The 14,022-nt window shown below is 56.5% G+C and carries 12 protein-coding genes; 4 read left to right on the plus strand and 8 right to left on the minus strand.

From position 1 onward, the window contains the following. Window positions 1-376: 376 nt before the first annotated feature. On the minus strand, window positions 377-868 hold the full coding sequence (locus tag NW816_RS11420; protein WP_414409231.1) for a hypothetical protein: 492 nt from the start codon (window positions 866-868) through the stop codon (window positions 377-379). A 694-nt stretch (window positions 869-1,562) separates the two neighbouring features. Here NW816_RS11420 and NW816_RS11425 point away from each other — a divergent pair. The 3 genes from NW816_RS11425 to NW816_RS11435 all read left to right on the plus strand — a co-directional run bounded on the left by NW816_RS11425 (window position 1,563) and on the right by NW816_RS11435 (window position 4,588). Next, the gene (locus NW816_RS11425) at window positions 1,563-2,699 is read left to right on the plus strand and encodes a citrate synthase (protein WP_414341728.1); all 1,137 of its coding nucleotides are present in this window, start codon (window positions 1,563-1,565) and stop codon (window positions 2,697-2,699) included. A gap of 79 nt (window positions 2,700-2,778) precedes the next feature. Then, window positions 2,779-3,834, plus strand: coding sequence for a permease (locus NW816_RS11430; RefSeq protein ID WP_414409257.1), 1,056 nt, complete (start codon window positions 2,779-2,781; stop codon window positions 3,832-3,834). Between the two features lie 319 nt (window positions 3,835-4,153). Beyond that, on the plus strand, window positions 4,154-4,588 hold the full coding sequence (locus NW816_RS11435) for a DUF29 domain-containing protein (RefSeq protein ID WP_414409232.1): 435 nt from the start codon (window positions 4,154-4,156) through the stop codon (window positions 4,586-4,588). Window positions 4,589-4,746: 158 nt separating this feature from the next. Here the strand turns inward: NW816_RS11435 and NW816_RS11440 are convergent, their stop codons facing one another. The 7 genes from NW816_RS11440 to purB all read right to left on the minus strand — a co-directional run bounded on the left by NW816_RS11440 (window position 4,747) and on the right by purB (window position 13,044). Next, entirely contained in the window at window positions 4,747-6,114 is a 1,368-nt protein-coding gene (locus NW816_RS11440) for an FAD-binding oxidoreductase (RefSeq protein ID WP_414409233.1), read from the minus strand. A 112-nt stretch (window positions 6,115-6,226) separates the two neighbouring features. Then, window positions 6,227-7,024 carry a phosphate ABC transporter ATP-binding protein PstB gene (gene pstB, locus NW816_RS11445; protein WP_414409234.1) on the minus strand — a complete coding sequence of 266 codons (798 nt, stop codon included), beginning with the start codon at window positions 7,022-7,024 and terminating at the stop codon, window positions 6,227-6,229. 70 nt (window positions 7,025-7,094) lie between these two features. Further along, on the minus strand, window positions 7,095-7,988 hold the full coding sequence (gene pstA / locus NW816_RS11450; protein WP_414409235.1) for a phosphate ABC transporter permease PstA: 894 nt from the start codon (window positions 7,986-7,988) through the stop codon (window positions 7,095-7,097). A gap of 38 nt (window positions 7,989-8,026) precedes the next feature. Then, a complete protein-coding gene (gene pstC / locus NW816_RS11455) occupies window positions 8,027-9,010 on the minus strand; it encodes a phosphate ABC transporter permease subunit PstC (RefSeq protein WP_414409236.1) in 984 nt (327 codons plus the stop codon). 170 nt (window positions 9,011-9,180) lie between these two features. Further along, on the minus strand, window positions 9,181-10,248 hold the full coding sequence (gene pstS / locus NW816_RS11460) for a phosphate ABC transporter substrate-binding protein PstS (RefSeq protein ID WP_414409237.1): 1,068 nt from the start codon (window positions 10,246-10,248) through the stop codon (window positions 9,181-9,183). Between the two features lie 509 nt (window positions 10,249-10,757). Continuing rightward, a complete protein-coding gene (locus NW816_RS11465) occupies window positions 10,758-11,738 on the minus strand; it encodes an aspartate carbamoyltransferase catalytic subunit (protein ID WP_414409238.1) in 981 nt (326 codons plus the stop codon). Window positions 11,739-11,748: 10 nt separating this feature from the next. Then, window positions 11,749-13,044: an adenylosuccinate lyase gene (purB, locus tag NW816_RS11470; protein ID WP_414409239.1), complete on the minus strand. Its 1,296-nt coding sequence runs from the start codon at window positions 13,042-13,044 to the stop codon at window positions 11,749-11,751. Window positions 13,045-13,177: 133 nt separating this feature from the next. Between purB and NW816_RS11475 the strand changes: the two genes are divergently transcribed. Further along, window positions 13,178-13,759 carry a Uma2 family endonuclease gene (locus tag NW816_RS11475; protein WP_011430559.1) on the plus strand — a complete coding sequence of 194 codons (582 nt, stop codon included), beginning with the start codon at window positions 13,178-13,180 and terminating at the stop codon, window positions 13,757-13,759. Window positions 13,760-14,022: the final 263 nt, after the last annotated feature.

The following is a 14,022-nucleotide window of genomic DNA, read 5'->3' on the forward strand; positions in this document are numbered from 1 at the left end:
ATCTAAAAAAACCAACTTCATCCTCTTTCCTCTATAAATTACTCTCTCTATCCTAACATAAGATCAACACGACCTAGGGCGGCTTTGTGCTGTGCTACCCGCAGCGGCAGGGTAGTCAACCGCTTTAAAAACCCAACAGTCTCACGACTGGATACAGCCTCAATAGGCTTTGTAGTTGTTCTTTGCAACGGTACCTTTGGGCAAAAGGGAACCGCCCTGGATGCCAGCACGCGCGTAGCGCTTGGGGAAACGCCTGGGGAGACGAGCACCGCTGCCGTAGAGGGGCAACCCGATACGGTAAGTGCTGTCGCAGAACCAGGAACCAGAATCTCCTGCCTTTGGGCAGGGGAGTATGTCAACCGTACAGCCCAGCGAGTCAGAGCCGTTGATGGGTGTGGGGGTGCTGTTTGATGTTGTCGGCATCCTTTACCTCTACAACTGCATTGAGGAGCCGTCGCGGCTCAACGCTGTGATTGAGCCTGAACACCCCCCGCTCTGGAGTGCAGGTTTGGTGTAAGGGGATGTGGCGAAACTGGGGCTTGTTGCGATAGGTGCGGGCCGCTGCTTGCACCCGTTCCACGAAGTTTTCCCCCAACAGCACCCCCGGCGGGAAAACATCGGTGGGCAAGGTGGGGATCCCGTTGTTCACGATCTCGGCATAGGTTGTGGCGTAGAGGAGAAGATAGGAAGTGCTGCGGCGTTCTTGGGCCAGGCAGTCCAAATCGGCAGCAGGTACCGGCTCGGCCACCAAAACCTCTACCAGGCGGCCTTCCTGATCCTGCTGGAAACAAGTGGCCACTCCCAGTACCACGTACTCCAGTCCTTGCACTGGGCTAGAGCCAAGGTGGGTTTGAGCAGTATCCGACATCGGTGCCGATCTCCAAGCGGGGGAGCGAACTTTCACGGCTCCGGCAAGCGCCAAGATCCCTCAAGCCGGGCGCAGTTCTCACCATAGCAACAATTTTTGCGTCGGGCAGCGGGAGCTGTTGCAAGATAGAAGGCAGATCCCAGCCCAGCTCTCTGTAAAGGATGGCAAGGGCGGCACTTGGCTGCAGGGATCCAAACTTTGCCTTACCCAAAAACTGGGCCCTCAAGGCTCACGGCTCGCTGACGCAGTCGCGACAGCTTGCGGAGCAGTAGGGAGCGGCTTTGTGCTATGCTGCCGGCAGCGGCAGGGTAGTCAACCGCTGCAGAAGCCCAACGGTTTAACGACTGGGTCAAACCCAAACAAATAATAAATAAATAGTTTTGTAATAGTTTTTTGTTGTCTGCAACAACACCCTAGGGCAGGGGGAAGCCGCCTTGAAAAAGAAAACCACTGGGGAGACAAGCGCCGCTGTCGTAGAGGGGAAACCTTCTTGCGAAAGCGAGACGGAGTCCTTTACGGTAAGTGCTGTCACGGAACCAGTAACTGGAATCCTCGCCCTCTAGAGCAGGGAGCATGTCAATGGGGCAAAGCGGGGTCAGTGCTGCCCGAGGGGAGCAAGGGGTTGGGTTCCAGGCACCTTTGGCAACCCTTGATTCATCATTATCTAGGAAATACTTGCTCTAAGGATCCGACCATGGCGGATGGCGAATACAGACCAGGCTTGGAAGGCGTTCCGGCCACACGCTCCAACATTAGTTTTGTGGATGGCCAGGCGGGGATCCTGGAATATCGGGGCATCCCCATCGAGGAATTGACCGCCCACAGTACCTTTCTGGAGACAGCCTACTTGCTGATCTTTGGCAAGCTGCCGACCCAATCGGAGCTGGACAATTTTGATCAGGCAATCCGCAGTCATCGACGGGTGAAATACCGCATCCGCGACATGATCAAGTCGTTTCCAGAGTCGGGCAACCCGATGGATGCTCTGCAAACCTGTGTGGCGGGCTTGGGGCTGTTTTACCCGCTGCGGGAGATGGATCCCGACTATGTATTCGGCACCGTCACCCGCTTGCTCTCCAAGCTGCCGACCATGGTGGCCATGTTCCACCAGATGCGACAGGGCAACGATCCCATTCCCCCGGACGATAGTCTGGATCACGCTTCCAACTTTCTGTACATGCTCTCGGGCAAGAAGCCGGATCCCTGGTTGGCCCGCATTTTTGACATCTGCCTGATCCTGCACGCCGAGCACACGGTCAATGCCTCTACGTTTGCCCTTCTGGTGAGCGCTTCCACGCTGGCTAACCCTTACAGCAGCCTGGCCACGGCGGTGGGTACCCTTTCGGGGCTGTTGCACGGGGGGGCCAACCAACAGGTGATGATGCTGCTGCGGCAAATTGGCTCGGTGGAAAATGTGCGCTCGTTTATCGAGGAGAAACTGGCCAAAAAACAGCGCATCATGGGCATGGGGCACCGAGTCTACAAGGTGAAGGATCCGCGGGCCACTATCCTGCAGCGGCTGGCCGAAGAGCTATTTGAGCGCTACGGCCACGACAAGTACTACGACATTGCCCTGGAGGTGGAGCGGGTGTGTGAGGAGTTGCTAGGGCCGAAGGGGATCTACCCGAATGTGGACTTCTACTCAGGGTTGGTCTACGCCAAGCTGGGGATCCCAGAAGATTTGTTTACACCGGTGTTTGCCATTGCCCGAGCGGCGGGTTGGCTGGCCCATTGGCGGGAGCAGTTGTCCGATAATCGGCTTTTCCGACCCACCCAGGTGTACACAGGTGAACGCCAGCAACGCTACATCCCTATAGAAGAGCGGGGTTGAGAGCCGTTTGACAGGGCGCTGGGCCGAGATCCAAACTCAGTAAGGCCCAAGTCGTGCGTGAGGTGGTGTGTTGAGCCTCTTGGACTCTCCCCTTTGGCGAGACGGATTCACCCTGTTTCTGAGCCTTGTGGTGCAGGCCATGCCATTTCTGCTGCTGGGGGTGTTTCTATCGGGGCTGCTGGCGGTGTTTGTCGAGGGATCCCAGTTGGCCCGTTTCCTGCCCAAAGGCAAAATCGGCAGCGCGGTGGCCGGTGGCGCTTTAGGATTCTTTTTCCCGGTGTGCGAGTGCGGCAACCTGCCGGTGGCCCGTCAACTGGTGATCAAAGGGATCCCACCCCACGTGGCGGTGGCCTTTCTGTTGGCGGCGCCGGTGTTTAACCCGGTGGTGATCTTTTCCACTTGGATTGCCTTTCGCTCCATGCCGGAGCTGGTGATCTACCGAGTTCTCTTTTCCTTCGGCATTGCGGTGGTCATCGGCTTGATCTTCAGCCTGCAAAAGGATTTCCAGCCTCTGTTGCAGCCGGCAGTCTGGCGGGAGCTGCAGCGCAATTGCTCCCAAGAAGCTGATCCGAAGAACATCTCCCGCTCGCCGTTGTTGCAGGGGGGCACCTTCTGGATTGGATCCCAGAGCCCTGCTCAAGGGGCCTCTGGCGGATCCCTGGCCACTTTACAAACGGCTGAAGATGTGTATCGCTCTGCTCTGGCCGCTGCGCCTTCTCCCTCCAGGAGACAAAAAGGAGTTCTCCTGCTGCAGACCTGGGCCAGGGAGATCCGCGAATTGGGATCCGTGCTCATCTTGGGCTCGGCGATGGCGGCCCTGATTCAAACGGTGATCCCGCGTTCGTTTGTGCTGGATTATGGCCAAGATGCATTGCTCTCAATCCTGATCATGATGGCCCTGGCCGGGATCATCTCCATCTGCTCGACGGTGGATGCCTTTTTCGCCCTCTCCTTTGCCGCCACCTTCACGCCGGGATCCCTGTTGGCTTTTATGGTGTTTGGGCCGATGGTGGACTTGAAAGCCATAGGCTTGATGCTCACTCTGTTCAAGCCCCGCGCCATTTTCTACTTCGTGATCTTGACCTTGCAGTTTACCCTAGTGGGAACTTTAGCCATCAACTACTATGGCAGTTAAAGCATTTGTTTGAACCTTTCTCCACAGATGCACCCTCTCCATCCACTCTTCGTCAAATACAGTCGCTTCAGTTTAGGGTAAGACGCCTGGGCTATTGAGAACAGCCTTCTGGCTCGGTGCACCCTAGGTGTGGGTGCAGTGTTCCGGTTTAAGTCGAAATGACCATAGAAAGAGTTGTCTGGATAAGGTTTATCACCAGAGTGCTCTGCTCCCAGACGGTTGAGAACTCAGGTGTTACAGGCATTATTGTAGTAAACTCAAGAAAGACATAGTCTGGATTTGATGATTATCGCGACTCTATTGGCAGCAGGACAAAGCTGTGAGCAATCTATACTCGGCAGACTTTAACTTGTGGATTGACCAAACAACCCGGCTATTGCGGGAAAGGCGCTGGCATGAAATTGACCTAACACACTTAATTGAAGAGGTTGAGAATTTGGGTAAGAGCGAACGACGAGGGATTACCAGTCAATTAACTCGCCTTCTGCTGCATCTACTCAAGTGGCAATATCAACCTCAGCGCCGTTCAGATAGCTGGCTAGATTCCATCACAGATGCGCGAACCCAAATCGGATTGGCCATAGAAGATAGCCCTAGCCTAAAAGGTTATCTGGTAGAGCAACTTGAAGAGAGTTATCAACGGGCGCGCCGCCAAGCAGCCAGGCAAACGGGGATAGAAATCTCGACATTTCCAGATGTCTGTCCCTACTCTCCAGAGTTGGTGCTTGCAGAGGACTGGCTGCCGGAAGTTTGACAGTCCACACCACAAAGCATTTAACGGTGGACAGCATTCCCACAGTACTGACTGTAGAGCTTTGGACTGGTGTTGTCCTGCCCAGACAATCCATCAGGGATTAAACATGGGCAATACAGATAGACCAAGGCCAATTGCTGTGCTACTGTTGCTATTCCTCAAGCAGAGGCGCGCTCCTGCCAGGTGCGCATCTTGCCCGGATTAAGCAACCCATAGGGATCCACTTCTTCTTTGAAACGAATCTGGCGCGGATCCATCACCTTACGCCCACCGTCTTCGATGATGAAAGTGTGGGGGTTGGCAATAAATACTCCCTGCTCTTCGTGGTAGCGCATGATCTCGTTCAGGCGCTCTTCGGTGGTAAATCGGACAATTTGCAGGCCGACGGGGGTAGCTTGCCCGTTGATGCGAATCAACTCCAGGTGCATCAGCACTTCGTCGCCAAAATACTCGTACATGTGCTGCACCAGCTTCAGCTCCCGATCGGCGGGAAAAGCCGATTGTAAATAAGTCAGGCTGGGATCCACGCTGCGGCAGTGCAAAGTGGTGTGGTTCCAAGAAAATTCCCCCAGCGAGATCCCCTTGCTGGCCTCCTGGGCCGTTTTGTTGTAAACCACTTGGCCCCCATGTTCCCGGACAAGCTCCAACAGCGGCTCCAGGCTGCATTCGGCCACCATCAACAGGGCCACAGCGGATCCTTCTGGCAAATGACCCCGCAGCGGTGCAAAGTAGCTGGGGATCGGCCAAGCGTGCAGGCTGACCAATTTCTTGAGGATCCCATCGGCATCTCCCAGGGCTTGGCCAAAATGGGCACAGGGCATAAAGCCCACTTCAGGGGGAAAGGCCACCACCAGCTCCGCCCAAGGATAAGCAGGCGCCAGCGGGATCTCCACCTCGGTGATGATCCCATTGAGGCCCCAGGCATGGCTTACTTTGAATACCTCATCTCCCCGCAGCTCCAGCACCCGGGGCTCTTCCTCCAGGGTGACCACCCGCAGCCCCAAGATGTTGCCGCGATCCCGCAGTTGGCCGTAGGTCACAGAGCCAATGCCGCCGCTGCCGCCGGCAATGAACCCCCCGATGGTGGCCGTGCGATAGGTGGAAGGAGCCATGCGGATCTCCCAGCCCATCTCCCGGGTGTGTTTGTCGATGGCCATCAACTTGGCTCCCGCCTGCACCCGCGCCAAGCCCGGCTTCGCCCAGATCACCTGGTTCAACTTGCTCATGTCTAGGATCACGCCCCCGGCCAGCGGGATACATTGGCCGTAATTACCGGTACCGGCACCGCGCACCGTAACCGGGATCCGCAGCCTGGCACAGGCCGCTGCCACCCGCATCACCTCGGCCTCATCGGCGGGGCGCACCACCAAATCTCCCCGCTTGTCGCTCAGTTGTCGGCTCAGCACGGGGCTGTAGTGGTAAAAATCCAACGACAACTTGGCCACCTGAGCCGGATCAGTGATGATCTCAATACCCTCTAAGTCAGAACGCAAAGCCTGCAGCTTGTCAGGAGCGGCAACGATCATAGGTATCCGTATTTGGGTGCAACGGTTCTTCAGACTCCATCATCGGCAGAAATTGCCTGCAAAAGGGTTTGCCGAGAACAGTATGGGAAGGATCCCTGTCCGGCCAGGTCGATTAGCCGAAGCGGCCCTCCACATAATCTCTTGTGGCTTGCTTGGTGGGGCTGTTGAAGATGACTTCAGTTCTGTCAAATTCCATCAGCTCGCCCACACGGTTGGATCCCACCAGCTCCACACTGAAGAAAGCCGTCATATCCGAGACGCGGCTGGCCTGCTGCATGTTGTGGGTGACGATGATGATGGTATATTCCTCCTCCAGCTCCTTCATCAGCTCTTCGATACGGCGGGTGGAAATGGGATCCAGTGCCGAACAGGGCTCATCCATCAAAATCACATCCGGCTGTACCGCCAGAGCGCGGGCAATACACAAGCGCTGCTGCTGCCCTCCCGACAGCGACTGACCATTTTCTTTCAACTTGTCTTTGACTTCATCCCAGAGGGCAGCCCGTTTCAGCGAGGTTTCCACCACCTCGTCCAAGTCTACCTTCATCCCCAGCACCCGCGGGCCGTAGGCCACGTTGTCGTAAATGCTTTTGGGGAAGGGATTGGGTTTTTGGAAGACCATGCCGATACGCCGCCGCACCGCCACCGGATCGACTTCTTTGGCGTAGAGATCCTTGCCGTGGTAGGTGAGCTTGCCCTCTACACGAGCACCGGGGATCAAATCGTTGGTGCGGTTGAAGCAACGTAGGATCGTGCTTTTGCCACAGCCAGAAGGGCCGATAAACGCAGTAATCTGTCGGGCTGGGATGTCCAGAGTAACATTTTTTACCGCCAGATTGGAGCCATAGTAGACATTCAGGTTCTCGGTCCTGAAAACGTAAGAGGTCTGGTTAAGAGATTGAGTTTGCATAGCAGCACTCACAAAAAGAGCTAGAGTTCGACGAAGAGTTCGATTCAAGACTTTGTTGAGAATCCTCAGGCTACCTCCTGGTTTTGTGCACCAAAAAGCGAGCGGTCAAGCTGGCCGCCAAAACAATGGCTAACAAAACCAAAGCGCCCGCCCAAGCCAGCTCCTGCTGCACTCTGAAGGGAATGATGGAGAAAAAGTAGACCATCACCGGCAAGGTAGCCACCGGGCCAAAGAGATTACTGGACCAGAAATTGTTGTTGAAGGCGGTAAAGAGCAGAGGTGCCGCCTCGCCTGCCGCTCGGGCCAAAGCCAGGATTAGCCCGGTTACGATGGCCGGTGCAGCTGCCGGCAAAACGACGCGCATTGTGGTCTGAAAGCGAGTTGAGCCCAGGCCAGTGGAAGCCAAGCGCATGTCGGGCGAAACCAGCAGCAACGCCTCCTCGGTGGAGCGGATGACAATCGGCAGCATCAGCACGCCCAAAGCCACACCTCCCGAGAAAGCCGAAAAGCCGGATCCCCTCACCACCACGGCATAGGCAAACAAGCCGCAGAGAATGGCCGGCACACCCGTGAGCACATTGCAGGAAAACTTAACCAAATAGGCCAAGCGGGTGCCGCGACCGAATTCAGACAAGTACACTGCCGCCAAGATGCCGAAGGGAAAGCTCAAAGCCGCCCCCGTAGCCAGCACCATTAAACTGCCGACAATCGCGTGACCAAAGCCCCCTTCCGCCAGGCCGGGGGCGGGGTAGCGGGTCTGGGTGAGGACATCCCAATTTATCCGCTGGATGCCTTCCTTGCCCACATCCCACAGCACCCAAGAGAGGGAAGCTATGATCACCGCCACAAAGAGGCCACTCAGCAGGGTTAGGACAATGCCTGTGTAATTGCGGACAGGGGCAATGGCGGCACGGGTAATGTCGATGTCAACCTTCTCGGGGGCAAGCTGTGCTGAGTCCGACATGATAACAGTGCTCCTTCATCTTCTTTCTGCTTCTGAAGTTACTGCTCCAGGTTTTGAAACTTGCGAATAATGATCTCGGCAACGATGTTGACCAATAACGTCAGCACCATCAGCACCACGCCGGCATACATGAGAGCCGAAACCTGCAAGCGTCCTGCCTCCCCAAACTGAGAGGCAATCAAGGCAGTAATGGTGGATCCCGGCTGCATTAGGGAGATATTGATGCGGTTGGCGTTGCCGGAAAGCATGGCCGCTACCATGGTCTCTCCCAGGGCCCGCCCCAGCGCCAGCATGATCGAGCTGACAATACCCGACAGGCCGGCAGGGATCATCACCGTTAAGATGGTCTCCCAGCGGGTTGCCCCCAAAGCCAAAGCCCCCTCTTTTAGGCTGCGTGGTAGAGATTCAAAGGTACTGCGGGTAATGGAGATGATGATGGGAGAGATCATGATCCCCAGCACCATAGCCACTATCAACAAGCTGGGCCCCCGCGGAGCCGGGCCACTCAAGAAAGGGATCCAGCCCAGCGTCTGGTTAATGGCTCGAAAGATGGGCCGCACTGCTGGAATCAGCACAAAGATCCCCCACAGCCCCAGCACCACACTGGGAATGGCCACGATCAGCTCAATGGCAAAGCCAATCGGCGCCGTTACCCACTTGGGGGCAAAACCTTCCGTCAAAAAAATGGCAGTGCCAATGCCCAGAGGGATGGCAAAAATCAAAGCCACCAGAGAGGTCACCAAACTGCCATAAATCTGTGGTAGCACCCCGTAGATGTTTTCCACCGGGTTCCAGCGGGCAGTAACCAGGAAGCCCAAGCCAAACTGCTGAATCGCCGGCAGAGCCGCTTCGGTGGTTTGAAGAATCAACCAGATGAGAATAATGCCGGCAAACCCTGCCAAGGCCAGCGTCAGGCGGACAAAGCCCACATCAACAGCCCGAGACAGGCTCGCCTTTTTCTCAATGTCAACATCGATATCTGGGTTTGGTGGTGAACCATAACCCGTAGCCGCTGAAGTCATAGCCCCTCTCCCGTGATCATCTTCGGTTCACAATCCTCTCTTCGGCCTAAAATCTCTTCTAAAGGATCCCACCGTGCAAAGCAGAAGCCAGCAGCCGACCGAGAAAGCATTTAACTGCCCACTCCGCCGGCCACCGGCTACCCTCTAGTAGAGTTCAGGCTGCACCCCGGTCATCGCACCGCATTGGGGTTAACGGTGATGGCATCCAGCTCTGCAAAGATCCGCTGGATAGCCGCCTCAGGCATAGGGATGTAGTCCAGCTCCTTGGTGATGGCTTGACCCTCTGGCCCCTGGGTCCACTTCAGAGCCTCCACCAGCTTGGTCAGCTTCTGCTGATCGGGATACTCGCGGTACAGCATCACCCAGAACAAGCCCACGATTGGGTAGTCATTTGGCCCTTCAGGGTCGGGCACCAACAGCGCAAAGTCATCAGGAATGGGAGCATCAAGCGCCGAGGTAGCTGCCTCAGTCGAGAACTCAACAATGTTGCCCGCTTTGTTTTCCAAGCGAGCAGTGGCCATGTTTTCCAGCTTGGCATAGGACTGGTTCACGTAGCCAATCGTCCCTGGCTCCTGCTTGATGGTGGCGGCTACGCCCTCATTCCCTTGGGCTCCAATGCCAACAGGCCACTCGACAGAAGTACCAGCACCGGCTGTCCAATTAGGGCAGACAGTTCTGATGTGGTTGGTGAACACAAAGGTAGTCCCAGAACCATCAGAGCGGTGTACCCAGGTGATGTCCAGGGGTGGCAGCTTGTTTGCTATACCTGGGTTATCGGCCTTGATGCGATTGTCGTCCCAGCGAGTGATCTCGCCGGTCACGATGCCGCAGTAGGTTTCCCGCTTCAGGATGAGCTCTCCGTCTTCAATGCCGGGCAGGTTATAGGCAAACTCGATGGCCCCTCCCCCCAGAGGCAACTGTAGGGGCTCATAGCGGTATTTAGCTCGGAAGCTTTCCAAGCGAGCACCGGAGAAAGGCGCCTCGGAAACGCCGAAGTCCACAGTGCCATTGATCACCTGCTCTAGGCCAGCACCACTCCCGACAGACTGATAGCTGACTTGCACAGTGGGGTCTACGGTGCGGTTGTAGGCGTCGAACCAACGTTGCAGCAAAGGAGCCGGAAAGGTCGCGCCCGCCCCGGAGATTTGCACGGTTTGGGCTTGAGCCGAGGTCGCTGTTAGAAATCCTACTGTTAGAGCGGTGAGGGAGAAAAGAGAAGCAGAAAGCAGGGTTCGCATAGGTAATATCTGTTGCGAATCAACATTTTCAACCCTATAACCTCAAAGTTAACAGAGGGATATCTAAAGGTTAACTTTGGGTTAAGTCAAGAGAAAAATCGATATTTTTTGAGTGTGCTGGCTCGTTTCCAAACCTTGATTTTCCATCTGGTGGTTTTGGCCAGTTTGGATTTCAGCAAAATCAGGATCCTGGAGCCCAGGATCCGCGAAAAGGCTTATGCTGCTGAACTTCTATCTCATTTGACAACCAATCAAACGGACACAACTTGAATAAGAGCTAAGCTTAGACGGCTGCAAAAAAACTCGATCCAGATCCAAGATGTGTAAAATTTGAGACAAAGATGTTGCTCCCCTCTCGGCAAGCTTGGACATGATTTCAGCAGGGCGGGAAAAGCTCTGGCCAGAGCTTCTTCCGACTTTTGACAGAGAGAATTAGCTAGGAGATGGACTTCAACACTCCAGACGTGGGGCAGCTCTACATGTTCCCCGAGCAGAGAAAGATCTGGGCTCTAAGCTGGGATCCACCCGCCCCCCATGAGGTACAGCAGGGCCATGCGCACCGCCACGCCGTGGGTGACCTGCTGCTCAATCAGGTTCAAGCCGGGATCCTCCATCACCTCGGAGCTGAGTTCCACACCGCGATTGACCGGGCCGGGGTGCAGAAGCTTGACATCCGGGTGGCACAGGCGCAGTCGTTGCCGCGTGAGGCCGAAGAAGTGATGGTACTCCTGCAAGCTGGGGAGAAGGAACTCGCTCATGCGCTCCTGCTGCAGGCGTAGGGTGATAACAAAACGCGCCCCTTCGAGGGCAGGCTCTAGCTGCCAATGGACAGGGAGCGTATGGCCGGGCACAAACTGGGCAAAATCCTTGGGCAACAGGGTGGGAGGGCCGGCTAAGTGAACCTCAGCTCCGGCAGCCACCAAGGCATAGATATCGGAGCGGGCCACTCGCGAGTGGAGAATATCGCCGACAATGGCAATTTTGATCCCTTGCAGCAACTCCAGACGGGGACGCCGGGGATCCAGATGGCTGCAGAGGGTAAACAAATCCAGCAAACCTTGGGTGGGATGTTCGTGCAGTCCATCCCCGGCATTGAGAACGCCCACAGGGGATCCGCGGCGGTCGATCTCGGCAGCTAATTGTTGGGGCACTCCTGCCTGGGCATGGCGAACGATTAAGAGATCGGATCCCATGGCCAGAAAGGTGCGGGCCGTATCCAAGAGCGTCTCCCCTTTGCTCAAGGAAGAGGTGCCTGGGGAAAAGTTGAGCACATCTGCCGAAAGGCGCTTGGCCGCCAGCTCAAAACTGGTACGGGTGCGGGTGGAAGGCTCGAAGAACAGCGTCACCACCACCTTCCCCTGCAAGGTGGGCACCTTGGGCAACCGCCGCGTCAACACCTCCTGGAAACTGGCGCTGGTCTGCAAAACCATCTGGTATTCTTCGGGAGTAAAATCCGCCAAGCCCAAGACGTGCTGCCGCTGCCAAACCATAGGGGATCCCTCAAATGCCCAAGCGGGCAAAGATCTCGTCTAGGTGAGTTAGGTGGCGCTGGGGATCAAAGCAGTCCTGCAGTTCTGCCTCGCTCAGGTGGGCCATCACTCGGGGATCCGCCAGCAGATTGGCGCGAAAGTCCCCCTGCGGCTGGTTCCAGGCGCGATGAGCATTTTCCTGCACCAGGCGGTAAGCTTCCTCCCGGCTCAAGCCCTTCTCCACCAAGGCTAGAAGCACCTGCTGGCTGAAGATGACGCCGCCATAGATGTTGAGGTTGCGCTCCATGTTGCCGGTGTGAACCTGCAGGTGGCGCACCAGGTCGGCCATGTTCACCAGCAGGTAGTGGCAGAGAATGGAGGCATCGGGCAGGATAACCCGCTCCACCGAGCTGTGGGAGATGTCCCGCTCATGCCAAAGGGGGATGTTTTCCAGAGCCGGAAGGGCATACCCCCGCAGGAGGCGGGAAATCCCGGTTAGCTGTTCAGATTTGATGGGGTTGCGCTTGTGGGGCATGGCAGAGGATCCCTTTTGGCCGGGGGCAAAGTACTCCTCAGCCTCCAGTACCTCTGTTCGCTGCAGGTGGCGGATTTCAGTAGCAAAGCGCTCTAGGGAAGAGCCAATCAAAGCCAAGGTTTGCACGTATTCAGCGTGGCGATCCCGCGAGATTACCTGTGTCGAGGCTGTATCGGGCTTCAGGCCCAGGCGAGCGCAGGCCAACTGCTCCACCTGGGGAGGCACGTTGGCGTAGGTGCCCACGGCGCCAGAGATCTTGCCCACCGCCACCACTTCCCGCAGGCGAGCTAGGCGCTCTTGGTGGCGCAGGCACTCGGCCAGCCACCCTGCCAGCTTAAAGCCAAAGGTAATCGGCTCGGCGTGAACACCGTGGGTGCGGCCGATCATGAGGGTGTAGCGGTACTGCCGAGCTTGGTCGCGGATAGCAGCGATGAGGTCGGCCAGGCGGGCTTGCAAGATCTCCACCGAGGCCACAAGCTGCAGGGCCAGGGCCGTATCCAACACATCCGAGCTGGTCAGGCCCAGGTGGATGTAGCGCCCTGCCTCGCCCACGTGCTCGTTGAGGTTGGTTAAGAAGGCAATAACATCGTGCTTCACTTCCGCCTCAATTTCCAAAACCCGCGCCGGGTCAAAGGCGGCTTTGGCTCTGATCTCCTGCAGGGCTTCTTGCGGGATCCGCCCCAGCTCCGCTTGCGCTTCACAGACAGCCAGCTCCACCTGCAGCCAGGTCTGGAGCTTGTGGGCAGTGGACCAAATCTGGCCCATTTCGGGCAGAGTGTAGCGCTCGATCAAGGTGCCTTTTCCGTCGGTACAGTAGGATGAGCTAGGCTATTTTAGCCTTTGGCGTCCCCCCTCGAGGAAAAGCCGCTGGGGGATCCCTGCGGGCTTGGCTTGCGGTGTCGAAGGAGCAGCAAGGAGTTTGCAGATGACCGTCGGAGCTGTGCCAACTCAGGGAAAAAGAGCTTGGACAGCCGAAGAATTCATGGCGTTGTCCAGGGAGGGACATCGCTACGAGATTGTTGATGGGAAGCCAATTGATATGGGAAGCGCGGGGGCACTCCATGGTTATGTCTGCAGCCTCCTATTGGCAGCTTTGACCCCCTACGTTTTGTCCAACAAGCTGGGGATCGTTTTAGATTCCAGCACTGCTTTTAAGATGAAGAGTGGAAATTGGCGCTCCCCTGACATCTCTTTTTTTGCTAAAGAACGCTTGCAGGGCATGGCTGAACTGCCCACAGGATTTTTGGAAGGCGCTCCAGATCTGGCTGTTGAAGTGCTTTCCCCCCGCAATACGGTTGAAGAAATTCATGACAAGCTGGTGGAGTACTTTGAAAATGGCAGCCGCCTGGTTTGGCTGGTTCACCCCAGCGAGCACTACGTCCTGGTGTATCGCAGCTCTCAAGAGCCTGACCGCCTCCTGAAATCGGTTGATCTTCTAGAAGGTGAAGAGGTTATTCCAGGATTTGCCCTGCCGGTGGCTCATCTATTCCAGAAGCTTTCCTTGTAACATCCCCCCGCCCTCACTCTAGCCAATAGAGCTTGGGCCTCCCAACCTTGCCATTGGGCATTCCTGCCCCGCGTCACAGAACGACTTGGCAGAGGAGTCGGTATCTCGACCCTGACTTTCCCGCCAGAGCGCGGAACTTGTAGCTCCCCGCACCCCTTGCAAGTTAAGTGCAGGGGGTTGCCCCTCTCGCCGACGGTCTATATTGAACTAGTTCGGGATCCGAAGAGGACGTCATTAGCGGTGCGGAGCACAATCAAGTGTCG

Origin of the sequence: Synechococcus sp. W55.1 (genome assembly GCF_047461655.1) — a bacterium.
Classification (GTDB): Bacteria; Cyanobacteriota; Cyanobacteriia; order Thermostichales; family Thermostichaceae; genus Thermostichus.

Coding starts and splice junctions, on each gene's coding strand:
- NW816_RS11420 (WP_414409231.1), bottom strand. CDS start 868: ATGTCGGATACTGCTCAAACCCACCTTGGCTCTAGCCCAGTGCAAGGA.
- NW816_RS11425 (WP_414341728.1), top strand. CDS start 1,563: ATGGCGGATGGCGAATACAGACCAGGCTTGGAAGGCGTTCCGGCCACA.
- NW816_RS11440 (WP_414409233.1), bottom strand. CDS start 6,114: ATGATCGTTGCCGCTCCTGACAAGCTGCAGGCTTTGCGTTCTGACTTA.
- pstB (WP_414409234.1), bottom strand. CDS start 7,024: ATGCAAACTCAATCTCTTAACCAGACCTCTTACGTTTTCAGGACCGAG.
- pstA (WP_414409235.1), bottom strand. CDS start 7,988: ATGTCGGACTCAGCACAGCTTGCCCCCGAGAAGGTTGACATCGACATT.
- pstC (WP_414409236.1), bottom strand. CDS start 9,010: ATGACTTCAGCGGCTACGGGTTATGGTTCACCACCAAACCCAGATATC.
- pstS (WP_414409237.1), bottom strand. CDS start 10,248: ATGCGAACCCTGCTTTCTGCTTCTCTTTTCTCCCTCACCGCTCTAACA.
- NW816_RS11465 (WP_414409238.1), bottom strand. CDS start 11,738: ATGGTTTGGCAGCGGCAGCACGTCTTGGGCTTGGCGGATTTTACTCCC.
- NW816_RS11475 (WP_011430559.1), top strand. CDS start 13,178: ATGACCGTCGGAGCTGTGCCAACTCAGGGAAAAAGAGCTTGGACAGCC.